The organism is Capillibacterium thermochitinicola (genome assembly GCF_013664685.1).
GTDB lineage: Bacteria > Bacillota > UBA4882 > UBA10575 > UBA10575 > Capillibacterium > Capillibacterium thermochitinicola.
In genome coordinates this window covers 18,970-43,358 of sequence record NZ_JAAKDE010000014.1, presented here as the reverse complement: position 1 = coordinate 43,358, position 24,389 = coordinate 18,970, and the positions used below count along the sequence as shown (strand labels likewise).

The 24,389-nt window shown below is 52.8% G+C and carries 21 protein-coding genes; 20 read left to right on the top strand and 1 reads right to left on the bottom strand.

What is annotated here, in order from left to right; genetic code table 11:
- The first annotated feature begins 30 nt into the window (after nucleotides 1-30).
- From G5B42_RS07470 to G5B42_RS07380, 19 genes are all read left to right on the top strand, one after another.
- On the top strand, nucleotides 31-2,184 hold the full coding sequence (locus tag G5B42_RS07470; protein ID WP_181339852.1) for a hypothetical protein: 2,154 nt from the start codon (nucleotides 31-33) through the stop codon (nucleotides 2,182-2,184).
- A 101-nt stretch (nucleotides 2,185-2,285) separates the two neighbouring features.
- On the top strand, nucleotides 2,286-3,527 hold the full coding sequence (locus G5B42_RS07465; protein ID WP_181339851.1) for a hypothetical protein: 1,242 nt from the start codon (nucleotides 2,286-2,288) through the stop codon (nucleotides 3,525-3,527).
- The gene (locus tag G5B42_RS07460; RefSeq protein ID WP_181339850.1) at nucleotides 3,524-4,825 is read left to right on the top strand and encodes an NAD(P)/FAD-dependent oxidoreductase; all 1,302 of its coding nucleotides are present in this window, start codon (nucleotides 3,524-3,526) and stop codon (nucleotides 4,823-4,825) included. Before G5B42_RS07465 ends, G5B42_RS07460 begins: the two co-directional genes overlap by 4 nt.
- A gap of 35 nt (nucleotides 4,826-4,860) precedes the next feature.
- The gene (locus G5B42_RS07455; protein WP_231133350.1) at nucleotides 4,861-5,577 is read left to right on the top strand and encodes a carbohydrate binding domain-containing protein; all 717 of its coding nucleotides are present in this window, start codon (nucleotides 4,861-4,863) and stop codon (nucleotides 5,575-5,577) included.
- A 97-nt stretch (nucleotides 5,578-5,674) separates the two neighbouring features.
- A complete protein-coding gene (locus G5B42_RS07450) occupies nucleotides 5,675-8,191 on the top strand; it encodes a phospholipid carrier-dependent glycosyltransferase (protein ID WP_181339848.1) in 2,517 nt (838 codons plus the stop codon).
- Between the two features lie 157 nt (nucleotides 8,192-8,348).
- Complete coding sequence (locus tag G5B42_RS07445) at nucleotides 8,349-9,305, top strand: glycosyltransferase family 2 protein (protein WP_181339847.1); 957 nt, start codon at nucleotides 8,349-8,351, stop codon at nucleotides 9,303-9,305.
- A 21-nt stretch (nucleotides 9,306-9,326) separates the two neighbouring features.
- Entirely contained in the window at nucleotides 9,327-11,027 is a 1,701-nt protein-coding gene (locus G5B42_RS07440) for a GspE/PulE family protein (protein WP_231133349.1), read from the top strand.
- A gap of 17 nt (nucleotides 11,028-11,044) precedes the next feature.
- Nucleotides 11,045-12,241 (top strand): type II secretion system F family protein, encoded by a 1,197-nt coding sequence (locus G5B42_RS07435; RefSeq protein ID WP_181339846.1) that lies wholly within the window; start codon nucleotides 11,045-11,047, stop codon nucleotides 12,239-12,241.
- A gap of 21 nt (nucleotides 12,242-12,262) precedes the next feature.
- A complete protein-coding gene (gene gspG, locus G5B42_RS07430) occupies nucleotides 12,263-12,736 on the top strand; it encodes a type II secretion system major pseudopilin GspG (RefSeq protein WP_181339845.1) in 474 nt (157 codons plus the stop codon).
- Nucleotides 12,702-13,178 carry a hypothetical protein gene (locus tag G5B42_RS07425; protein WP_181339844.1) on the top strand — a complete coding sequence of 159 codons (477 nt, stop codon included), beginning with the start codon at nucleotides 12,702-12,704 and terminating at the stop codon, nucleotides 13,176-13,178. The genes gspG and G5B42_RS07425 overlap by 35 nt, the downstream gene beginning before the upstream one ends.
- Nucleotides 13,175-13,534: a prepilin-type N-terminal cleavage/methylation domain-containing protein gene (locus G5B42_RS07420; protein WP_181339843.1), complete on the top strand. Its 360-nt coding sequence runs from the start codon at nucleotides 13,175-13,177 to the stop codon at nucleotides 13,532-13,534. Before G5B42_RS07425 ends, G5B42_RS07420 begins: the two co-directional genes overlap by 4 nt.
- Nucleotides 13,491-14,117: a type IV pilus modification PilV family protein gene (locus tag G5B42_RS07415; RefSeq protein WP_181339842.1), complete on the top strand. Its 627-nt coding sequence runs from the start codon at nucleotides 13,491-13,493 to the stop codon at nucleotides 14,115-14,117. The genes G5B42_RS07420 and G5B42_RS07415 overlap by 44 nt, the downstream gene beginning before the upstream one ends.
- On the top strand, nucleotides 14,114-15,214 hold the full coding sequence (locus G5B42_RS07410) for a hypothetical protein (RefSeq protein ID WP_181339841.1): 1,101 nt from the start codon (nucleotides 14,114-14,116) through the stop codon (nucleotides 15,212-15,214). The genes G5B42_RS07415 and G5B42_RS07410 overlap by 4 nt, the downstream gene beginning before the upstream one ends.
- Nucleotides 15,215-15,261: 47 nt before the next feature.
- Nucleotides 15,262-16,626, top strand: coding sequence for a hypothetical protein (locus tag G5B42_RS07405; RefSeq protein ID WP_181339840.1), 1,365 nt, complete (start codon nucleotides 15,262-15,264; stop codon nucleotides 16,624-16,626).
- Between the two features lies 1 nt (nucleotide 16,627).
- Nucleotides 16,628-17,170 (top strand): hypothetical protein, encoded by a 543-nt coding sequence (locus G5B42_RS07400; protein WP_181339839.1) that lies wholly within the window; start codon nucleotides 16,628-16,630, stop codon nucleotides 17,168-17,170.
- Nucleotides 17,171-17,192: 22 nt separating this feature from the next.
- Entirely contained in the window at nucleotides 17,193-17,651 is a 459-nt protein-coding gene (locus G5B42_RS07395) for a hypothetical protein (protein ID WP_181339838.1), read from the top strand.
- Between the two features lie 711 nt (nucleotides 17,652-18,362).
- A complete protein-coding gene (locus G5B42_RS07390) occupies nucleotides 18,363-18,920 on the top strand; it encodes a DUF3267 domain-containing protein (protein ID WP_231133348.1) in 558 nt (185 codons plus the stop codon).
- A 174-nt stretch (nucleotides 18,921-19,094) separates the two neighbouring features.
- Complete coding sequence (locus tag G5B42_RS07385) at nucleotides 19,095-20,681, top strand: spermidine synthase (RefSeq protein WP_181339836.1); 1,587 nt, start codon at nucleotides 19,095-19,097, stop codon at nucleotides 20,679-20,681.
- An 86-nt stretch (nucleotides 20,682-20,767) separates the two neighbouring features.
- Nucleotides 20,768-21,457, top strand: coding sequence for a hypothetical protein (locus tag G5B42_RS07380; protein ID WP_181339835.1), 690 nt, complete (start codon nucleotides 20,768-20,770; stop codon nucleotides 21,455-21,457).
- 137 nt (nucleotides 21,458-21,594) lie between these two features.
- Here G5B42_RS07380 and metA read toward each other — a convergent pair whose 3' ends face one another.
- Nucleotides 21,595-22,515, bottom strand: coding sequence for a homoserine O-acetyltransferase MetA (gene metA / locus G5B42_RS07375; RefSeq protein ID WP_181339833.1), 921 nt, complete (start codon nucleotides 22,513-22,515; stop codon nucleotides 21,595-21,597).
- A 356-nt stretch (nucleotides 22,516-22,871) separates the two neighbouring features.
- Between metA and G5B42_RS07370 the strand changes: the two genes are divergently transcribed.
- Nucleotides 22,872-24,149, top strand: coding sequence for a homocysteine synthase (locus tag G5B42_RS07370; RefSeq protein WP_181339832.1), 1,278 nt, complete (start codon nucleotides 22,872-22,874; stop codon nucleotides 24,147-24,149).
- Nucleotides 24,150-24,389 lie beyond the last annotated feature (240 nt).

The window sequence follows — 24,389 nt, the reverse complement described above, 5'->3', positions numbered from 1 at the left end:
TAATAAGTTTTGTTTTAAGGAGCAGATGAAATGGCTGGTCTCTTCTATTTAGGCCTTTCTTGGCTAACTGGTTATTATCTTCTACAGTTTTGCCTGCCAAGCCTTTGGCGGGTCAACAAAGAAAAAAGCCTCTTGGCGTGCGGAAAGAGTTCCTTTGGATCCTGGCTGGTCATCTTGCCAGCCTCCTTTTTGGTGGGAATTCTGGTGGTTACTTGGGCGACCTATCTTGTTGCCTACCGGTGGCGGGAGGCGGATAAGCCGCTTTTTTGGGCAAACTTGGTCGTCTTAAGCCTGCTCACACTGGTCCTAGCCGGGATTACGCTGAAACGGTGGCGGCAAAAAAGCGGACTACTTAAACCAACAAAGGAAGGGTTTTTTGCTTTCTGCCGGCGGAACAGGACGGAACTCATTCTGATCCTTCTGGTGACGGCGTTCTGGAGCTTTTTCATGTTTCGCTCCTTTTACTGTGCCGCCGGGACAATGTATGTGGGTTATTCGGTCTTTAGCGATTTCGCGCCGCACCTGGCGGTGATCCGCTCTTTTTCGGTGGGGAATAATTTCCCGACGGAATATCCCCATTTTGCCGGGGAGGGGATCCGGTACCACTTTTTCTTTCAATTTCTCACCGGGAATCTGGAGTTTTTGGGTTTACGCATCGACTGGGCGTTCAACCTTCCCAGTATTTTGTCCATGCTCGCCTTCCTGCTCCTGCTTTATGCCTTTGCCCTCTTGCTGACGGATGACAAAGGGGTCGGGCTGCTTACGATCGTGTTGTTTACGTTCCGCAGTTCGTTTGCCTTCTTTACTTTCATGGCCGGTATGGAATCCCTTCCGCAGGCCATCACCGCCATCCTCACCAACGAGTTGCATATCGGGAAAACGCGGCACGAAGAGTGGGGGTTATGGGCGCAGAAAGTCTACGTCAATCAGCGGCACTTTGCCTTCGCCCTGGGGGTGATGGTGCTGCTCCTGATTGCCCTTTATCCTTTGTTCCGCAAGATGGTCGCGGTTTTAAGTGAAAGAGGGAAGGAGCAACAAATTACGATTCCGGAGGCCGGTACCGGGGTCGACCAGGCTGGCGGGGCCGGCGGGACCGAAGAAGCGCGGCCCCGGTTGGGCTGGCGGAGGAGGATAAGTATGCTCAAGCCTGGCCTGGCGGAGTTTTTCTGGACAAAAGACGCGTGGTGGCCGGCGGATTTTAAACGCGCTGTTGTGCTTGGCCTTTTCCTTGGCCTACTGGCCTTCTGGAACGGTGCTGTCGTCCTGGCGACCTTGGCGATCCTTTTCGTGCTGGCGCTTTTTTCCAAACACCGGTTGGAGTATCTGGTGTTGGCGGTGCTCACCGTCGGCTTATCCATGGCGCAGAGCAGGTTTTTTATCGGGTCCGGGACGGGGGCGGTTAACCCCCGCCTGACGGTGGGGTTCCTGGCCGCGACCCCGGATCTGCTGGGCATCGCCGCTTATTACTTGGAGCTGCTGGGGTTTTTGCCCTGTCTCATCCTGGCTTTCTTTTGTACGGCGCCGCGGGGCGGGCGCGCGCTGACCCTGGCTTTTCTCGCGCCCGTCATTATGGCTACCACCTTACAAGTGACGCCGGATATTGCGGTCAATCATAAATATGTCATTGCCGCAGTGCTTCTTCTTAATATTTTGGCCGCCGTTTATCTCGTCCGCTTTTTTGCAGTCCGCAACATTAGGGCGAAAGGATTGGCCGTGTTGTTGGTCGTGTTGTTAATCCTGACCGGGGCGGTGGACCTGATCACCCTGTACAATCTAGATAAAAAAGCACTGGTGTTCCGGATGGATGACCCTTTACTGGTTTGGGCTATGCAGAATACCGAAGCCCATGAAATCTTTCTCACACCCCCATACAGCAATCATCCGCTGTTACTGGCGGGGCGAAAAATCTTCTGCGGCTGGCCCTATTATCCGTGGTCGGCCGGGTATGACACCTACGGGCGAACGCAAATGGTCCGGTCGATTTATGCCGGGGACGACCCCGCCCGGGTGGTGGAGATGCTGCAAGCGAACAATATCAGTTATGTCGTTATAGACCGGGAAGTGCGCAGTTCGGTTGAATATGACTTGAACTACCAATTGTTTGTAGACCACTTTGTCCGTGTTTATACGGACCACCGGCAGGAGATTGAGATTTTCAAAGTTCCCGAAAGCGGGCGACCTTAAACGTTACATGAAAGGGTTTGTCATTCTGTTGTGCTCATAATCAAAAAGGGCGGGTGTTGGCCCAGTTGGTACCCCGCGCAGATGGATTGGAGGGGAAGGGAATGAAGAACCGTGTTTCTTCGGTAAAAGGCTGGTTGATCGGCTTGGTGGTTGGGGTGACTGTGATCGTCCGTTATTTGTTGACGCTTTTACCCAGTTACCAGGTGGATATGGGCGGGTACAGCGCATGGAGTTTATACCTGGCCCAGGCCGGTTTTGACGGTTTTTACCAGACCTTTCACGTGGTATATGCCCCGGCCTACATGTATCTCTTGTGGCTCACGGGCAAGATCACGACGCTTTTTTCTTTAAGCATGGAAACCCATGTTTTGCTCATCAAGTTATGGGCGGTGCTCTCCGACCTGGTGGGGGGCTATCTTATCTATCTGATCGGAAAGCGGCTCGGCAAAGCGAAGCTGGGTTTTATTCTTGGGACGGCCTATGTCTTGAACCCGGCCATCTTTTTCAACTCTTCGGTCTGGGGGCAGTTTGACTCCATTCCGGCCACCATGCTGCTGGGGGTTATTTACTTCTTTACTTTAGAGCGGAGTGTAACTGCGGTTATCCTGTTCGCCCTGGCCGTGCTCACCAAGCCCCAGAGTGCGATGGTCTTTCCGGTTGTGCTATATCTCTTTTTCCAAACTCCTTTTTCCTGGAGGAAGCTGATTTCCTCCTTCCTTGGCGGGCTGGCGACTTATACGGCGGTCACGCTTCCGTTCGCCGCGGGACGGTCTTTCCTCTGGATCATTGACTTGTACCTGACCAGCGGGGGCGATTATCCCTACGCAACGGCCAATGGGTTTAATTTCTGGACGCTCTGCGGCGGACAGGCTGTTCATGATTCCCTTCCTTTCTGGGGTTTGACCTATGCCACCTGGAGCCTGATCTTTCTGGCGGCGGTTGCCCTCTTTTCGGTCTGGGCCTTATGGAAGAAGGGCGGTTCGCCGCAGATGTGGTATTTCACCACCTATTTCCTGTCCTTGGGTGTTTTCTTCTTCGGCAGCCGCATGCACGAGAGGTATATGTTTCCGGCTTTGCTCTTTTTAACGGTCGCCCTTTTGTGGGACCGCCGGTTGTGGCTTCCCTTGGTTGCGTTAAGCCTGTGCATGCTGGTTAACCAGTGGTACGTCTACGAACTGGCGAAGAAAAACCAGTTTTGGCTGGCCAACTACGACCCGGTGGCGATGGTTACCGCCATTGTTACCTTGCTGGCCGTGGGTCATGGTGTTTATTATCTACTTTCCAATCATGCACGGCATTTGGTTGTGAATGAAGTCGGTACGGACAAGGGGGTGGCGCGGTGAGGATTGGGATTGCCGGAGCCGGACCGCTTGGGCTGACCATCGGTTACGAACTGAGCAAAGCCGGGCACGAAGTGACGATTCTGGAGGCGGAAGAAGATTACGGCGGTTTGGTGCGGACGGCCAGGATCGGCGGTCAGGATTTGGAGTATTTTTACCACCATATCTTCACCAACGACCAGGAGATGGTCAAGATGGTCGAAGAGCTGGGCCTTTCCTCCGCACTGCTTTGGCGGGAGCCGCGGGACGGGATCTATATTAACCGCAAATTGTACCCGTTTACCTCGCCCCTTGATCTGCTGCGCTTCCGTGAACTCTCTTTGTTTTCCCGGATTGCCATGGGCTCCCTGGTGTTACGGGCGCGTTTTGTGCGGGATTGGCAAAAACTTGAGGCGATCAGTGCCAAGGAGTGGATTACCAGAAAGGCCGGCAGGGACGTCTACGCCAAGGTCTGGGGCCCTCTTCTTCAGTCCAAGTTTGACCGGGACGCGGAGGAGATCGCGGCCACCTGGATCTGGAACAAATTCAAGCTTCGGGGTTCGACCAGGAGCAAGAACCTGAGCAAGGAATTGCTCGGTTACATGCAGGGGAGCTTTATCACCGTCTACCGGAAAATGGTTGCCGCGATCACGGGCGCCGGGGGACGAGTGCTGACGGGCGCGGCGGTAAACCAAATCCGCCAAAGGCCGGACCTTACCCTAGATCTGCGCTTTAACGGCGGCGAGCTTAACTTTGACCGGGTTGTGCTCACGATGGCGCCGCCGGCCCTGAAGGCCATTGATCTTCCTTTCCCCGACACTTACCGTGCGCGGCTTGACCAGATCAGGTATAAGGCTAATATTTGTCTGATCCTTGAGCTCAAACACAGTTTGTCCCCTTACTACTGGTTAACCGTGGCCGAGCCGGAAGCGCCCTTTGTGGCGGTGATTGAACACACCAATCTCATTCCGGCTGAGCATTATGGGTCACACATCGTCTATCTCTCCCGCTATCTCGACGAAGAAGATGAACTGTACCGTTTGCCGGAGGATGTGGTTGCGGACCGTTTCCTCAACTATCTACAGCAGATTTTCCCGGCGTGGAACCGCGCGGATGTTAAGAAGATCCACTTTTTCCGGGCGCCGTATGCCCAACCGGTCGTCGGCCTCGGGTACTCCCGGATGAAGCCGGGTTATGAAACACCCCTTAAACACCTCTATCTGGCGAACATGGCCCAGATCTATCCGGAGGACCGGGGGCAGAACTATGCCATACGGCTGGGGAAAGAAGTCGCCCGGCTTGTGGGAGAAAAGGAAGGATGAGGATGGAATATTCCGGATTACGCCGGTTATTTATATTGTTTCTGTTGTGGGCGGTGGCCGTTACGGTTTCAGGTCAAAACAGCGGAAACTTGGTCTATAATCCCGGCTTTGAACTGGAGGCGCCGGATGGCTTCCCCCTTGGTTGGTGGGCGGAGCAATGGGACCAAACAAGCGGGGCCACTACTTACCAGGTGGTCGCGGAAGGGGCCTATGCCGGGGACAAGTGTTTTCTGCTCACCAACCACCAACCGAATGACGCCCGGATCATGCAGGAGATAAAGGTGGAACCCGACACCATTTACCGGATCGGCTGCCGGGTGAGGGCGGAAGGGCTAACCGCGGCGACCGGCGGGGCCAATCTGTCCATCTTAAACCACAACTATTCTTCCGCGGAATACTTTAACACTAACGGCTGGTGGGAGTTGGTGGAGTTTTACGTGCGCACTCCCAAACCGGGTCCTTCCGTGTTGCGGCTTGCTTTGCGCCTGGGCGGTTGGGGTGCCTTGAACACGGGAAAGGCCTACTTTGATGAGGTAGTGGTCGAAGCCGTACCGAAGCCGCCGATCGGGGCTTTGGTGATCGAGTTGGAAAGTGAAAAACAAGCAGCGGAGGAACAAACCCCGGCGGAAGGAGTGGCCTCCGCCGGACCACCGCACCGCGACGACCGGGCGGGAAAACGATATTTAGTTCTATTCTCCCTGGTGGTTACCGCCTTTTTGGTTTGGGCGGAAAAACGCTGGGCAAAAAGGTGAGTTCTTCCCGGAAGAACCGTTCCTGTTGTCATTAACGAAGGAAGATGCAAAAGGGAGCTTTTGCGGGGAGAACGGAAAAAGAGGGGGATTTGGTCAAATGAGAAAGTTAGGGGCCGCCCTGACGATGTTGTTCTTGATGGCGGTATCCGTCGGCATCCTGACGGGGGCCGCCGAAGGAATGCTCCCGCCCAACGGGGGATTTGAAGAAGGAGTGAACGCGACCGTCTATTATTGGATGACCCACGCCTGGGACACCCGGGAAGGGGTGACGGAATTTCACTGGGATGATACCCAAAGTTACACCGGGCAAAAAAGTGTTTGTATCGTTAACAACGAGCCCAATGATGCCCGTTATAAACAGCAAATCAGGGTAAAAGGGGATACTTATTACCGGCTTTCCTGTTATGTCAAAACGGAGAATGTGGGGCATGACCATAAAGGGGCCAATATCTCTGTGGAGGGAATCATTGATACGTCACAGGACATCCGGGGAACAACGGACCAATGGACTTATATTGAGATGTACGGAAGAACCGGTCGCCGGCAGGAGACCTTGACCGTGACCGTTGGTCTGGGCGGGTATGGGAGCCTGAACACGGGAAAGGCCTATTTTGACGAGGTAGTGGTGGAGGAGGTGACGTCCCTCCCGCCGCACATTCACGCGGTGAATCTTTTCCCACCGGAAGCGGCGGCCACCTTGGACCGGGGCAGTAATCTCCTGACAACCGTGATCTCTGTCTTCGCCTTGTTGGTGGCGGTTTTCTTGGTCGTAACGGACAAGGGTGACCGGCCGCCCGCGGCCGGCGAACATAAACAAAAGCAAGGACCGGGGGAGGAAGACCGGGAGCAGGTGGTTGACGGCCAGCCCGGCCGCAAGCCGGGCCTGAAAGACTGGCTGCTTATCTTAGTACCGGTTCTGGTCTATCTGTGTTTTGCCCTGCCCCGGCTGGGTACGACTGCGGTGCCGAAAACTGGATGGCAGCCGGTCAAACCGGGTGAATCTTTTCTGGTGGAGTTTGGGGAAACCCGCTCCTTGACGCGGATCTATTACTACGCCGGCAGCGGCGAGGGCCAATTTCAACTCGAATACCAGGATAAAAGCGGGGTTTTTCGGCCCCTGATCACCTGGCAGCAAAGGGAGTTTTACAAGTGGAACTATCTGGATGTGAATGCCGAGACCGCCCGCTTAAAGTTTACGGTGGTCCAGCCGGGTGCCCATCTGTTGGAGCTCGCATTTGTGGCGAGGGATGCCGCCGGGCCGGTCGGCATCGTCGGGATTACTGAGCAAGCGGTCGATCCATTGTCGGAAGGAGCAGTGGAAAATCTCTTCGATGAACAAGAAACCATTGATTATAGGGCTTCCTTCCTGACCGGGACTTATTTTGATGAGATCTATCATGCCCGTACCGCCTATGAGCATCTGAAAGGGATCGAGCCGTACGAAACCACCCACCCTCCCCTCGGGAAAGTGTTGATCGCGGCCGGAATTGCCCTCTTCGGGATGAATCCGTTTGGCTGGCGGATTATGGGGGTGCTCTTTGGCGCGGGGATGATTCCCGTGATGTATCTCTTTGCGAAGAAGATTTTCGGGGGTTATCTCCTCCCCTTGACCGCCGCTTTTCTGTTGATCTTTGATTTCATGCATTTCACTTTGAGCCGGATTGCCACCATCGATGTATACACTACTTTCTTTATCCTGTTGATGTACTATTTTATGTACGATTACTTTACGAGAAAATCATATCAGGTCGGCTTTAAAGAGTCGCTGAAACCGTTGTTCTGGTGCGGGCTCAGTTTTGGCCTGGGGGTGGCCGTGAAGTGGATCAGTCTCTACGCCGGTGTGGGCCTGGCGATCCTGTTCTTTAGCGCAAAAGCGATCGAGTACTTTGACTACCGCCGGGCGAAAAGGGCAAAGCCGGGCGGGAAGGGGAAAGACCATTGGACTTCCAGGTTCGTTCCTTACTATATTAACAGGACTTTTCTCTTCTGTGTGGTAGTCTTCGTCCTTATCCCGGCCGTTATTTATCTCCTATCTTATCTGCCGTTTCTGATGCTCCCCGGCCCGGGCCACGGCATTAAAGACGTGATCTCTTACCAGAAACACATGTACAACTACCACAGCCGGTTGGTGGCCACCCATCCCTTTGCATCCCCCTGGTGGGAATGGCCGATTATCCGGCGGCCGATCTGGCTTTACAGTGGCCAGAACCTGCCGCCCGGAGTCGCCGCTTCCATCGTCTCCATGGGGAATCCGGCCATTTGGTGGCTGGGCCTTTTGGCGTTGATCCCGGCGCTGGTCTTTGCGGTTAAAAAACGGGAAAAGAGCATGGTTGTGGTCTTTATCGCCATGGCGTTTCAGTATTTGCCTTGGGTCCTGGTACCGCGGCTGACCTTTATCTATCATTTCTTTTCGACGGTACCCTTCTTGATTCTGGCAATGGTCTATTTGTTCCAGCAAATCATCCGGCGGTACCCGGCGGCGGTGAAAGGGGTTTACCTTTACCTGGGCCTGGTTGGGGTCATGTTTCTCCTCTTTTATCCGGTCTTGTCGGGACTGGCCGTCCCGTCCAGTTATGTGCAGTCGCTGCGCTGGTTTAAGACCTGGTTCTTCTAGGGAAAGCCAACCCGGCCGGCGTAGTCGGGCCAGTATTAAGCCCGTGAAGTCCGGTGCGTTACCCCGGCGCGGCGGGGCAATCTTGTCGGATTGTTGGCGGTTATCCGTTGGGGTTTGAGGCGTGGGGAGAAAAGAAGGGCAAAAGGGAGGTTTTATGATGGCGGGTAAGGTAATTTACTCCATTGTCGTGCCGGTATATAATGAAGAAAAAGTGGTTTTGGAAAGCTACAAGCGGTTAAAAGCCGTCATGGACGGTGTGCAGGAAGAGTACGAAATTATTTTTGTCAATGACGGGAGCAAAGACCAAACCGGACCGCTGGTTAGCGAATTGTGTCAAAAGGATCGCAGAGTGAAGTTCATTGAATTCTCACGTAACTTCGGCCATCAAGTGGCGATTACCGCCGGGATGGATTACGCCCGTGGGGAGGCCGTGGTGGTGATCGACGCGGATCTGCAAGATCCGCCGGAGGTCATCCCCGAGATGATTGCCAAGTGGAAAGAGGGTTACGATGTTGTTTACGGTAGGAGAATCAAGCGGGAAGGCGAAACCTTCTTTAAGAAGTTTACCGCGAAGGTTTTCTACCGCTTTTTACGACGGATGACCGATGTGGACATCCCGGTCGATACCGGGGATTTTCGCCTAATTGACCGCAAGGTCTGCGATGCCCTGAAAGGGTTGGGCGAAAGAAACAGGTATGTCCGGGGGCTGATCAGCTGGTTGGGGTTTAACCAAGTGGCGGTGTATTACGAACGGCATCCGCGCTTTGCGGGGGAAACCAAGTATCCTTTGAAAAAAATGTTGAAGTTTGCTTTTGATGCGGTGACCTCCTTCTCCAACAAGCCTTTGAAACTGGCCTCCTTCACCGGAATCCTCCTGTCCGGGCTCAGCTTCTGTTATCTGTTGGTCGTTCTCTATCTACGGCTCTTTACGTCCCGGACGGTCCAGGGTTGGGCTTCGATCTTGGCGGTGAACCTCTTTTTCCACGGTGTTATCTTAGTGACCTTGGGCGTGATCGGTGAATATATCGGGCGGATCTTTGACGAGGCCAAAGGGCGTCCTTTATATATTGTCAAAGCATTACATAACTTTGCCGATGATGATCAACAGAACTGAAGTTAACTGGAAGGTGTGGCGTTGACGGAGAACAAAATCAGATATTTCGGCGAGATTCTCATCAATAAGGGTCTGATCACCCAGGAACAATTGGAACGCGCCTTGAAAAGGCAAAAAGAAGACGGCCGGTATCTGGGGGAAATCTTGGTCGCGGAGGGGATTTTGACCGAGGAGGATGTGATCGAAACCCTTGTCGAGCAGCAGGGGCTGCCCTTAGCCCGGCCGGCCGATGAAACCATTCCCCCCGAGGTGATCAATTGTATCACGCCGAAACAGGCCCACGAGTATCGAGTGATTCCAATTGCCAAGGGAGAAAACAGTATCACCGTGGCCTGTGCGGATCCCTTTGCCACGATTGCACTGGACAACCTCCGGCGGGAGTTGGGCGTCACCATTAAACTGGCGATCACCACAAAAGAGCAGATCGAAAGAGGCCTGGAAAAGTATTATCATGAACGCCTCCATAACGTCTCGGCCATTTTGGAAAATTTAACCGAGGCGGAGATGAAGAATCTGGTGGTCGAGACGTTCGACAATGGAACCGCCGGAGATCTGGAGAACCTGGCCAACGAGGCCCCCATTGTCCGTTTGGTCAATTTTCTGATCGCGGAAGGGATCCGGTTAAAGGCCAGTGATATTCACCTGCAACCCTTCGAAAAAGAGGTAAAGCTCCGGTACAGAATTGACGGTGTTCTCTACGAAAGAAACGCGCCACCCCGTAACCTTTACGCCGCGATCATCTCCCGCTTGAAATTGATGGCGGGCATGGATATCACCGAGCGGCGTTTGCCGCAGGACGGCCGGATCCGGTTTATGCTTGGGGATAAGGAGTTGGACTTACGGGTGGCGGTGGTCCCGGTTTTACACGGGGAGTCGGCGGTGATCCGGATCCTCAATCACCAAGGCTTCCTGCTGGATCTGGGGGTGCTGGGGATGGACGGCCTCTTGGACCAGTTTGAGCGGCTGATCAACATCTCCCATGGGATGATCCTGGTCACCGGCCCCACCGGCAGCGGAAAGACCACCACGTTATATGCGGTGCTGGCGCGGCTGAACCGGCCTGAACGGAAGATAATTACGATCGAAGACCCGGTGGAATACGAGATGATTGGGATCGACCAAATCCCCGTCAACCCAAAGCTGAATTTTGGTTTTGCGCAGGGTTTGCGCACCGTGATCCGGCACGACCCCGATATTATCCTGGTGGGTGAGATCCGGGACCGGGAAACGGCGGAGGTGGCGGTGCAATCGGCCCTCACCGGCCACCTGGTCTTTTCCACCCTGCATACCAACAACGCGGCGGCGACCTATACCCGCTTGGTCGATATCGGGATCGAACCGTATTTGGTGGCGTCGACCGTGAAGGGGGTTTTGGCCCAGCGGCTGGTGAGGCGGATCTGCCCGGCCTGCCGGGTGGAATACACCCCGAGTGCGGCCGAGCGGGAAATTTTAGCGGAAATTTCCCAGCCACCGGCCCGGCTTTACCGCGGGACCGGGTGCGAGGAGTGCAATTACATCGGCTACAAAGGACGGTTGGGGCTTTTTGAGTTGCTGATCACCAGCGAACAGATAGAGAAACTGATCATGGCCAACGCCAGTACATCCCAGATCAAGAAGGTGGCGATTGCCGAAGGGATGAAAACCCTTCGTGAAGACGGGTGGGACAAGGTCAGGGCGGGCCTTACCACTTTGGAAGAGGTCTTGCGCGTGACTCAGGAGTAAGGGGGATCAGGGCAAAAGTGGAATTTCGTTATAAAGCAGCTGAGGCCACCGGGCGAATCATTACGGGGACGCGCACGGCTGCAAACAAAACCGTTCTCCTCCGCACCTTGAAGGAGGAAGGCTTGATCCCCATTGAGGTGCGGGAGGTCAAACGGTCAAACTATGGACGTTTTCTGAAGAAAGGCGGCAACAAGCAGGATCTTTTCCTTTTTACCCGCCAACTCGCGGGACTTTTGGCGTCCGGGATTACGCTGGACAAGGCGATGGAGATTGTGGTCAACTTATTGCAGAACAATCCCCTCGGTCGCGTGATCCGCACGGTCCATCAGCAGATGAAAGCCGGCGTCTCCCTTTCCCGTGCCATGGAGGACCACAATTTGTTCTTTGACTCTTTATACGTGAGTCTGGTCCGGGTGGGGGAAAATACCGGGTTACTGCCGCAGATCATGGGACGGCTGGCGCAGACCATGGAAGAGGAGCTAAATCTACGGCGACAGATCCTTTCCAGCCTTACGTATCCACTCATGGTCTTCATCGCCAGTATTGCGGCGACCATCTTCCTCCTGTTAAAGGTGGTGCCCCAGTTTGAGGCACTCTTTACGCAGAGCGGCAGTGACCTCCCCAGGATTACCCGGATTGTTCTGGGACTGAGCAAAAATCTGCAAACGATTGGCTTAATCCTGGCGGTGACGGTTGGTTTACTGTTGCTCCTGTTGATTTTCTATTTCAGTACGGAGCAAGGAAGGCGCCTCCGCGACCGTCTGCTTTTGAACCTGCCGGTTACCGGCGGACTCCAGATGCGGTTTATTTTGGCTGATTTTGCCCGTACCTTAAGTTTACTGTTGAAAAGCGGGGTACCGCTTCTGGAGAGTCTTTCGCTATTAAAGACAACGATCAGCAATGTGATCGTGGCCGACCTGATCGGCACGGCGGAAGAAGAGGTGCGCAAAGGGGGAAGCTTCGCCCGTTTTCTTTCCCGGCAAACGGTGCTGCCCAGTTTGGTCGGGGAGATGTTTGGCGTCGGCGAAGAGGCGGGCACCCTTGATGAGATGGCCGCCCATCTGGCACGGTTTTATGAAACCGAGGCCAAACAGAAGCTGAACGCGCTGGTTTCCTTGTTGGGGCCGGTCTTGATTATTTTACTCACCGGTTTGATCTTCCTGATTGCCATCGCGGTGCTCTTGCCAATTATCAGTCTAAACATTGGCTATTAAGCTTGTGGGAGGGGAACAGGCATGAAGAGAATCAAGTTTCAACAAAAGGAAGGTTTCACGTTATTTGAAGTAATTGCCGTTTTATTTTTGGTGGCGGCCTTGTACGCGTTGGTCGGGCCTTCCATCTGGAAGCGGCTGGAGACCGGGAAAGTGCAGACCGCCCGGGCACAGATGGCCCTCTTGAAAAATTGTTTGAACGATTACCGGCTCGACATGGGCACCTATCCTTCAACGGCAGAGGGTTTAGCGGCGCTGCGGGTACGACCGGCTTCCGACCGGGGAAATTGGAACGGTCCTTATATTGAAGGTCCCATCCCGAAGGATCCCTGGGGGAATGAGTATGTCTACCGCTTCCCGGGAACCCGCAATTATGATAGTTTTGACTTATACTCCCTAGGGGCGGACGGCGAAGAGGGAGGTTCAGGGGTCAATGCTGATATCAGCCTCTGGGAAGAAGAGGATGACCCGGTTTATTCCGGCCTGCCCGAGGGATAAGCGGCGGAATAGCGCACGGCGGGATGAGGAGCGCACGGCAGGTTTTACCCTCTTTGAAGTAGTAGCGGTTTTAGCTTTAATTACCCTTCTTTACTCCATCTTTATCTATGATTTTGACGAAGCGGCCCGCCGCCTCACCGAGCGGATCGACCTCAAGCAGGTGGAGGCCGACCTCCAAACTTTACGGGCGGAGAGTTTGGGAAGGCCGGGCGATTACCGTTGCCGTTTTTTCCCCAATGAACGCTTTTACCTGTTGCAAATGGATGATACGGTTTTAAACAGGAGCCTGAAGACTCTGGCCTATACCGGCCTGGAAGAGTTGGAGCTGGTCTTTGCCCGTTTTGAACCCGTGACGGGGGAAATCCGACTCGGGACGCCGCAGGGGCGAGAATACCGGCTCTTACCAAATGCCGCCGGTTATTTTGAGGTGGTGCGGGAATGAGGATGGCGAAACGCGGCGACGACGGCTTTACCCTTCTTGAGGTGGTCTTGGCTCTTGTCCTTATTGGGCTGGCGGTTCGTTACCTTATGCCCGCCTTTTCCGGTTTTTTGGTTTCCGATCGTTATCTCACCCACCGGCAGGAGGCATATCTGCTGGCCGCCGGGAAACTGGAGGAGATCATTTATCAAGTGGAGAAGGCGCACGAGGGGGATTTTCCCGCGCCTTGGGCCCACTTCCACTGGATTTACCGCGTTGAGCGGCTGGGCGAAGGGTTGGTCCGGCATGAATTGACGGTCAACTGGAGGGAGACGGTTGGCGAAAGAAGAATTTCTGTTTCGCGTCTGCAGTTCGAGTAGGACCAGACCAAGAAATGATGCCGGATTTACCCTCCTGGAAGTGCTCATGGCCTTAACTTTGACCGGGATGGTAATGCTGGCCGCCTTGTCTTTGTTACGGAATACCTATGGCCTCTGGCAACGGAATTTTTCCGATGACGCGTCGACCAGGGCGGCCCGTTTACTGACCATAAACGTGCGGCGGATCGTGGACCGCGCGTATTACTATCCTTATTTGGATGGAAAGATCGAACACCTGCGGGGAACGGATGACGGGTTTGACTTGCCGGTGGTCACGGAGCGGAACGGGATTCAACGGGAAGGACTTTATTTTGCGGAGGGGCAGATTGTTATTCGGCAATACGATACGGCGCAGCCCAACGAGGTCCGGGAGGAACTGCTCCTGGAGAAGGTGGCGGCGGCGAAGTTCACTTATCTCCAGGCCGACCGCGGCGTGTGGGTGGATTATTGGGACGACCGGGATTACCCGCGCCTGATTCGCTTGGAGATTAGTTTGCGGGCGGAAGACACGGCCGGTGGAGAGAAAAGGGTTCCCCCGCTGGTTGTTTCTATTCCGGTGGGAATGGAGTGTCGTTTTCAATGAATGAGGGGCGTAAGCAGAAGGGAAGCGCCGAATTGATGGTGGTTTGGGTGATTATGATGATCACCGCGCTGCTTTTTGCCACCGAATCATTGTTGGAAGTAAAAAGGGTTGCCGGGCAACAGTTTTTAAAAGAAGAGGAGTTACGCCGGGGCGGAGACGAAGTCTTTTCCCTGGTGCTACACTGGCTGCACACGGTGGACGGTGCGTACGATACCCCGGCGGAAAGGGTTTTTCCTGAGGAAAGGTTGGCGGAAGCCGGGTATCCGGGCGCTACGGTGGAGCTGTGGGATGAAGGAAGCCGTTTTAATCCGAACAACGCGACAAAAGCGTTGCTTGACGAGTATTTCGCGGCAACCCCCCGCCTGCGTCAGGCGGTCACGGAAGAGTTGTTCGGGTGGGCGGCGGGACCGACCGAAACCCTCGCGCGGAAGAATTATTTCCTGACCAAGAGCGAACTGAAAGCACTGGGCAAGACGGCGGTGGAGGACGCCCTGTTGGACCAGTGTACCATTTACGGCCCGGCGGCCTTTCATCTTCTTGACGGGGAAGTCTTTCTTTCGCTTTTGTACCGGGCTGGTCTGGATTTGACGATTACGGCGGAAGAAAGGATAATCAATAATTTCAACGAAAAAAGGAGCACCTTTGTAAACACAACGGACGTGGCCCGGCTTCTTGCCGCCCTGCAGTTGGAATTCCTGCCGTCACCGGAGGAGATGGGGGAGTTGGTCACAGGTGAGGGAATCGTCAATCCCAATTACGCCAGCCGCCACTATGTGGAGACGGTGCTCAGTTGGCTTTTCGGCCGGGTCGAGCTTTATGATTTTGAAGAGTATCGGGTTGCCAATCCTTTTACGAATCGCGAGAGCTTTGTTAATTACCTTAGAATGGTGTATAACCGGGAGATTGACGCGGAGAAGGTTTGGTTGTGTTTTAACCTAAAGACCCGGATCTGGGGGGTGCGGATTATCCTCCCGGAGGAAGAAGGCGGTAAGGAATTACAGATCTCGGCCGTCCTGGAGCGGATTCCTGGGCGGGACCGGTCCGACTTTTTCTTTAAGGTTCTTTCCTACCAAAGTGTGATTGTCCGTAGTGAGTGAAATGTGTCCGAAGCACCTTCTACCAATCAACAAAGGGATGAAGCGGGATGGGAAAAAGAGTTACGGCGATTGATCTCCGGGAGGACGGCTTTAGCATTGTGGAGATGGTCGGCGGCAGAAAGGGGCCGTACCTGAAGACCTTTGTGGGGGAGACTTGGGAATCTAGCCACCCCGGGGAGAGGAGCCGCCAACTGACCAAGGTCTTTGCGCGGCAACGGATCGGGAGAAAAAGAATTGTGGCGGCTTTACCGCTGAGTTTGGGGCGGTGGATCCGTCTCCGCCTTCCTGCGCTTTCCGGAGATGCGCTGGAGAAGGCGGTCGCCCTTTCTTTACAGGAACAAAGCCAGTGGTCCGCTACGGAAGCGATCTTTGGTTTTCAGGCGCGAAAGATGGGCGAACAGATGCAGATTGATGCTTTTGTCTTTCCGGAACCGGCGGTTCAATCAAGGTTCGATCTGTTGAAAAATGCCGGCTTGAACCTGAGATACTTTGTACCGCGTCCTTTCGGGGTGATCAACTACTTACTGTTTTATCCGGTGAGGATGCCCGAGAATGAGGTGGCCGCTTGCCTTGATTTTTCAACCCAGGAAACCGAGATCACCTTTTTTGACCGGGAAGGTTTAATTTTGCTCCGGAGCTTTCCCAACCCCTTAAAAGCGGAAAACCAGTATGATACTTCAGCCCTGGCGGGCGAGCTGCGTTTAGTCCAATTAAAACTGCGCCACGACGGAAAGCTGCTGACCCGATGCTACTTATCGGGTTGGATGTCCGGATTAAATCTGGAAGAGCTTACTCCGGCGGTAACGGCCCATCTTGGAGTGGAGGATGGGGCGACCGGCTATCTTCCTCCGGCCGGGCTTCTCTCGGTCATCGGGCGCGAGGGGAGCAAAACGCCGGGGGCTTTAACTACGATCGGCCTTGCCCTTGAAGGATTGGGTTACACGCCCGCCCTCCGCCTTTACCCGGACGATGCGGAGGCCCGCAGGAAAAGGATGCGCCTCTCCCGGGTTGCGGCCGGTTTGAGTGTCCTTTTTCTGCTCGGAGGCTTTTATTTTCAGTATAGTGCCCGCCAACGGAACAAGATGATTATAAGCGAAAAAGCCCGTTTGGCCCAGTCGGTGGAAGCCCGGCTGACCAGATACGAAAATCTTTGGTCCAACCGTGTCCCCAGCCTTCGATTCTTCACGGAATGGGAAAAGATTGCGCCGGAAGGGACGGTCATTACCGCCCTGGTGATCGAAGGCAACGAGGTTAAGGAGGTCAGCGGTTACACACCGTCTTTTAGCACCTTGTACCAAAGACTGCTCTCCTCTCCATCCTTGCGGAATTTACGGATCAGAGGGGGAATTCGAAAACACAGTGAAGGGTTGGAAGCATTTCGTCTTTCCGGGCCAATGGGGGAGGGGAATTAATTTGGCGACTGAGCGCAAAACCAGCAAGTGGGCGTGGATCGCGATCATCATTTCGATACCGATCATCCTTTGGCGGTTGGGAACAACCGGTATGTTCGGTCCGGAGGCCAACTTGTCTTTGCCAACCCCGATCGTAAGCCGCGAGGATGGGCGTGTCAATCAAGGTAAAGATGACCGTGACCAAGGAAAAGCGCAACTTTCCTCAGTCGAAGCCCTGCGGGTTTGGGAAGAACGCTTTTACGCGGCGGGTCAGCCGAATCTTGTGGCTGAATTTTTGGGGGTTGTTGAGACTTTAATTGCCAAGGCCGGGTTGGAGGTGACCGAAAAACAGCTCTTGGATGGGCTACGGGCCCCGGAAGGCTGGGTTAAAGTAGGGATCAACTTGAGCGGCCAGGGGGACTTTTTTACGGTCGCCGCCTTTTTAAACCAGGTTTATGGTTATGAAAAGTATATTGCTGTCGAGCGGGTGCGGATCTCCGCCGACCAGAGTCGCAAAATCCTTAATTATGATCTGACCTTAACCACTTTGGCACTGAAGAAATGACAAGGAAAAAAGGGAGTTGGCGATGGGAAGAAAAAAAGAGGAACGCTGGCTGCTGTTTTCGGTTTGTTTTCTAGTGCTATCCTTGGCTTTTTTCGGAGTCAGTTTCCGCCAGTGGGATCAGCGGTCCCCGGTTGTAAACGGAGAAAGCGACTGGAGCGGGGTAATGCCGGCTCCGGGGCAACCGGTGAAGCTATTACATGATCCTTTTTTCCCGGCGGAGCCTGGGGAGGAAGAGCAGGCCCCCGCATCTTCGCAATTTGTCTTGCGGGGAGTGATCAGTGGCCAGTCCTCAATGGCCATCCTGGAACTGGCCACCGATCCGAACTCCAGTTGGCTGGTGAAGAAGGGGGATGTTCTCCTTGGGGAAAAAGTGCTTAAGATCGGACCAGGCTCGGTGGAACTGTCGGTCGGCGAGGGGCAGGTTGTTGTTTTGGAGATGATCAAGGAAGAACCGGGAAGTGAGTGGGGATTGACTAATTAGAGAAGAAGATGATAATTGACCCATAAAAGGAAGAATTTGAAAATAGTGAGTGGATTTTGCTGGTAACCGGCGCTTTTACGGGAAGAAGCGCGCCGGTTACTTTTTTTTGTGTCTTTTTATATCACTATCTCTTTTATAGTTTGGGAGAAGTAATTCAACGTAACCTCATCGGCGTATCTGGGAGGAGGCGGAAGACAGTACAAAGGTCTTGTCCCAGGATCTTTTCGATTAAAAATGAAAAAAGTGCAAATATTGTACAATATTATTAGGATATATATTGCCAAGAACTAGGAGGTTATGATAAACTTTTGATTAAATATCTATGTCAAGAAAAATGGCTCTACAGAAGCAAAATTATTCCTTAAATTCACCTATGACACCAACGAGAATACAGTTCAATAACGCCGTTATCAGAACCGGAATGTTTGTGGACCTAAATGACCAAGGGTATGTGATCGGTCAGGACGCGCCTTTTAAAGAAGATGAATTCCAAGGCACTGACCCTAATAACATTAGCAACATGAACTATATTTATTAATAGAAATTTATTTATTGTGCCTTTTGGGGAGAAGCAAGAGGTGTCAGATCATGGCCAAACCCGGAAAAAACAAGGAATTGACTCCTTTCCAAACAAAACGGCTGCAAGAATTCAACTCTGTCCGGGAGGAGTTACTGGCGAAAGGATTTACGGAAAAGCATTTGACAGTTAGTATGTTAAAAGCAAATTTGGTGGCTTTCGTAATGGCTTTCCCGATTGCGTTGGTCTTATATCTGCTTTATCTTGTGGTCAATGGTACGGGCCAACAAGGATCCGGGCCTCGTTTCTTGTTTATTGTCCTGTTTCTGTTGGGGATTGTTCTTCATGAATTGATCCATGGTGCGGTCTTTGCGGCTTTTGCAAAGGACAAATGGCGGGCCGTCCGTTTTGGGATCCATTGGCCGACCCTGACTCCTTACTGTTCTTGTGTCGAAGCGCTTTCCCTACCCAAATATGTTTTGATTTGCGCGATGCCTACCATCATCTTTGGCTTGCTTCCATACTTTATCGGATTGGCATTTGGTCTTTCGACACTGGCCTATTTTGGTCTTCTGTTTATTTTTGCTGGTGGTGGGGATGCCTATATATTATGGATGATCCGGAAAGAAAGGCAGGGCTTGATTCTTGACCATCCTTATCTAGTAGGATGTGTTGTCTTTTCTCCCAAACTTTCTGATAGTTGCTCCACGCCTGTTCCTGCCGGGCAACGAAGTGATGTAAATTTAAACTAGCGATGAAGATAATTAGCAGGAAAAAAATAGAGGTGAGTAAGTTACCACTGGGATTATATGGGGAGTAACCGGCGAGAAAAGGAAAAAATACGGTCAAAGGCGAATAAAGTGGTCAGCTAACATTTCTATCCGCGGAGACAAGCTTCAATCTAATCATCAAAGGAGAGTGGTCGGGTGCTTACGCTGACCGTTTTTTTGAGTGGTGCCGTTTTAATGTCCCTGGAGATGGTGGGCAGCCGGATTTTGGCTCCCACCTTCGGCAGTTCGATCTATATCTGGGGCTCCTTAATCGTTGTCGTCATGGCCGCCCTGACCCTCGGGTATTATCTTGGCGGGCGCATTGCCGACCGTTACCCCGATTTATTAGTCATTGGTATTATCTTGGCTGGTGCCGGTGGCTTTATTGGGTTCCTCCCCTTCTGGACCAGTCACGTCAATGCCATTTGCGGGCGGCTGGAGCCGCGCCTGGGTTCCCTCATGGCGGCGTCTGCCTTTTTTTTTCTTCCCAGTATTCTCCTGGCCACCGTTTCGCCCTATGCGGTCAAACTGGCGGGGCGTAATCTGGAAAACCTGGGGAACGTTGCGGGTCGTTTATCGGCCATCTCCAGCACCGGGAGCGTTATTGGCACTTTGGTGACTTCCTTTTTCCTGATTCCCCTCACAGGCGTGCGGAATATTGTACACTCCCTCGGGCTGATCCTGCTTTTATTGGCCTTGTTGATCATTGGCCGCCCGGCGGGGCGGGACACCCGGTCCACGCCCGGTCTTTTCTGGTTAAGACGTGGCGTCGGGCTGGTGGTTTTGGTCTTGATTGTGCTTTTAGTCGTTTTCTGGCGGTCTACCGCTTTCCGTGCCCTGTTTAGCCAAGACGGGGTCATCTACGAACGGGATACCTTATATAATCACGTAAAGGTGACCCAATACGATTCCTTGCGTTACTTGCGCTTTGACAATTCCATGCAGAGCGGGATCGATTTGAACGACCCTTTACGGATGGTCTTTCGTTATACTTCTTTCCTCCATTTGGGGGTCGTTGTCTGTCCCCAACCGGAACGGGTGCTTTTTATCGGGTTGGGGGGTGGTTCCGCGCCCATGAAATTTCTTCATGATTATCCTTCCTTAAAAACCGTTGATGCGGTGGAGATCGACCCGGAAGTTGTCAAGGTCGCGCGGACTTATTTTGCGTTGCCGGAGGATCCCCGTCTACGGGTGGTTACCCAAGACGGCCGTTTATTCATCCAGCAAATGTCGGATAAAATTGCCCGCGGCGAGCGCGCGCCCTATGATTTGGTGATTATTGATGCCTATTCGGCCAGTACCATTCCTTATCACCTCACTACCCTGGAGTTTCTCCAGGCGGTCCGGCAGGTTTTAGCCCCCGGTGGCGCGGTTGTTTCCAATATTATTGGAGCGCTCGCCGGTCCATACAGTAGCCTGTTCCGGGCGATGACCCGTACTTTTGACGCGGTCTTTCCGCAGCGATATATCTTTCCCGTTTACGGTTGGGACGGCGTGAGTGATACGGCGGAGCAGAATATCATCCTGATTGCCACCACGGATCCACGTTACCGGTCGAAGACAGTCTGGGAGGAGCAGGCGGAGGAGTTGTTCGCCCGGGGGATGATTGAGGAGGAGGTCCCTCTTTTCGTCCGGAACCTGGTGGATGACCCCTTGGTCTTCCAGGAAGCTTGGTTGGCGGATGTGCCGCTCCTGACCGATGATTACGCGCCAGTCGATACTTTGAAACACCCGTTGTTATGAAATTGTGAAGAGGACGAGCGCGGACAGGTTATTTCAGTAAAATTATGTTATAATTGGAATGACTGCCATGACAAGGAGGTTTTAAAATGAAAAAAGTGACATCCATTTTGTTATGTGGTCTTTTGTTGCTATTGTCGGCGTCACAAACGATGGCCAGTGGGCTGTCGGCGGAGACGTTTCTGGGTAACCTGGCGCAGACGAAAAAAACGGAACGGGTCGTTAGCGGGATAACAACAACAGCCCTCGGGATCGGGACCGGTATTTTAGTCTCAAGCCTCGCCTCCGACGAGGAATTAGCAGAGAACGAGGCAAAGGCGATCAAGACGGTTGGATATTTCGGAGCCGGGCTCCTGGTTGGCGCGGGAATTATTACTTTGGCCATTCCTTCCGAAGCGGAAACCCATTACCGGGATGTACAAGCCATTGAGGACCCGGCGGCCCGGGAAAAGGCAGCCTACAGCAGTCTGGTCTACTGTGCGGAAAAGGCAAAAAGAGAACGGTTAATTAACGGGGCGCTCTCGGCCGCGGGTGCTTTGTATTTCTTGTTTGCCGAGCCCGTTACCTATTATGATACCAATTACAATACATACAACGGACTGATCTTGGCAGCCAGTGCCGGGGCAAGTTTCTTGATTAAAAGTGTGGAAGAAAAAATGCTGGAACAGTACCACCATGCGCGTGACTTTGGTGCGGAAGTGGAGCGCAATCGTTCCAACCTGCGGTTGGGGTGGTTGCCTGATGGCCGTATTGCTGCAGTTTACAGCTATCAGTTTTAAGTAGTTGCGCCGGAGTTTATCCGCACACTACTTACACGATTTAATAAAAAAACTCCCTTCAGGATCGGCGGTCGCTGGTAACCGTCACCCGGAAGGGAGTTTTTAATGTTCGGGACCATGCTTTGGTCACAACTGAATCATAATTGATTCAAGTCGTAAGGTGTTTCTTGGTAGACGTAGTAGTTCAGCCAGTTGCTAAAGAGCAGGTTGGCGTGGCCGCGCCACTTGACGATGGGGTTTTTGGTCGGGTCATCATTAGGAAAATAATTTTTGGGGAGGTCGATCGCAAGACCCTTCTTGATATCCCTTTCGTATTCCGCTTTCAGCGTTAAGGGATCGTATTCGGAATGCCCGGAGACAAAGACTTGGCGACCATTGCGGGCCAGTACAATATAGACCCCTGCCTCCTTGGATTCAGCCAGGATCTGCAGTTCTGGGACCTTGAGCACATCCTCTTTCCGAACTTCCGTATACCGGGAGTGGGGGACGTAGAATTCGTCGTCAAACCCGCGGAGTAACTTGACATGGAAATGTTGCGGATCGATCACATGTTTAAAGATGCCGAACAGTTTTTTCTCCAGCGGATGTTTGGGAATTCCATAGTGGTAATAAAGGGCGGCTTGGGAAGCCCAGCAGATATGAAAGGTGGAAAAGACATTTGTCACGGTCCAGGCCATAATCTCGGTTAATTCGTCCCAATAATCAACTTCTTCGTATTCAATCTGCTCGACCGGCGCCCCGGTGATGATCATCCCGTCAAATTTATCGTGTTTAATTTTGTCAAAGGTGGTGTAGAACCTCTCCAGGTACTCGGCGGGGGTGTTTTTTGACTGATGGGTTTGCGGGTGAAGTAAAGTGACTTCCACCTGGAGCGGAGTGTTGGCCAACAACCGGAGAAGCTGAGTCTCGGTCACACTCTTATTCGGCATCAAATTCAGGATCACGATTTTTAAAGGACGAATGTCTTGGTGAAGGGCTCTTTCTTCATCCATAATAAAGACATTTTCGTTTTGGAGAATCTCCAGCGCCGGTAAATTGGTGGGTACCTTAATTGGCATGGGTTTCCTCCTGTTCATTCCTTAAGACTAAATTTTTATCATTGTACTTCCTAACGATCATTTCGTCAATATGAATCTGAGAAACTTTTCCCTTCTCTGCTCATGACCTGTTTTTCATTGACCAGCCTGCCGTTCGGGGTGTCATTCAAGCGGAACCAAGAAGTCAACAAGGAGTGGCAAACAGGATTCCCTCAAAGAAAAGGATTTTTTTAGGAATAGATATTGCATCTTGCCACTCCCTATAGTATAATCTTGATAATTTATCCATTACCGAGTAAGCCGCCCTGAATAATATGTTATTCCTTTTCGCGTTGGCGAAGATGAAAATAAATAAAAATAAAAGGAGGCTTAGGCACATGGAGAAGACATTTCGCCCGGAGACTTTAGTGGTGCACGCCGGACAGACGCCGGATCCGGTGACGGGAGCAAGAGCAACGCCGATCTACCAGACCACCTCCTACGTCTTTAAAGATACAGACCACGCGGCGGCGCTTTTTGCCCTACAGGAAGAAGGGAATATCTATACGCGGTTGATGAACCCGACCACCAGTGTTTTTGAAGAGCGGATGGCGGCTTTGGAAGGCGGGGTTGGTGCTTTGGCCACTTCTTCCGGCCAGGCGGCAATTGCGCTGGCGATTCTTAATATCGCGCAAGCCGGTGACGAGATTGTGTCGGCCAATAATCTTTACGGCGGGACTTATAACCTCTTCCAGCACACTTTGGCGCGGTTTGGCATTAAAGTATACTTTGTTGACTCGACGGATCCGGGGAGATTCAAAGACGCCATTACCCCGCGGACGAAAGCAATTTACGCGGAATCGATCGGCAACCCTAAACTGGATGTTTTGGATTTTGAAGCGGTGGCGCGGATCGCCCACGACCACCACCTCCCTTTGATCGTCGACAACACTTTGGTTCCTTATCTCCTCCGTCCCATTGACTACGGAGCCGATATTGTCGTATATTCAGCTACGAAGTTTGTTGGCGGGCACGGCACCTCTTTAGGGGGAGTGATCATCGATTCCGGCCGCTTTGATTGGACGCAAGGAAACTTTCCGTTGATCACCGAACCGGACCCCAGTTATCACGGGATCAATTTTGTCGAAGCCGTGGGCAACAAAGCATTTATCGTAAAAGCCCGCGTGACTTTGATGCGGGATCTCGGCGCCACGCTATCCCCCTTCAATTCCTTTTTATTCCTGCAAGGTTTGGAGACTTTGCACCTGCGGATGCTACGCCATAGCGAAAACGCTCTGAAGGTGGCTAAATTCCTGCAAACGCACCCGCAAGTCTCCTGGGTCAACTATCCCGGACTGCCCGACAGTCCGCACTACGACAAGGTGCAAAAATACCTCCCCAACGGCGCCGGGGCGATTATCGGTTTCGGGGTCAAGGGTGGGAAAGAGGCCGGTATTAAATTTATCAATCGCGTCAAGCTCCTGTCTCATTTGGCCAATATTGGCGATGCCAAATCCTTAGTCATTCATCCGGCTTCCACGACGCACCAGCAATTGACCGAGGCGGAACAGTTGGCCACCGGTGTGACTCCGGACTACATCAGGCTTTCGGTGGGGATTGAAAACGTTGAAGATATTCTGGCCGACCTGGACCAAGCCTTGAAGGCAACCGTCTGATTACCATAGAAAGCGGTTTGGTTGACGACGTTTAGACATGTCTGTTCAGAACGGGTTCAGCACGGTTGTTTTTAAGGCCAAGGGCGCCAACTAATCAAGGGGATCAGAATTAAGTGTATTGCTCCTTTTCGGGAAGATGATGGATTGAGATTAAGACAGGCATCTTCCGAAAAGGAGTTTCTTTATGGAGGGATAACGTTTTTTCCCGGAGGAAGATCTTCTCTAACTTGCCAAAAGCAG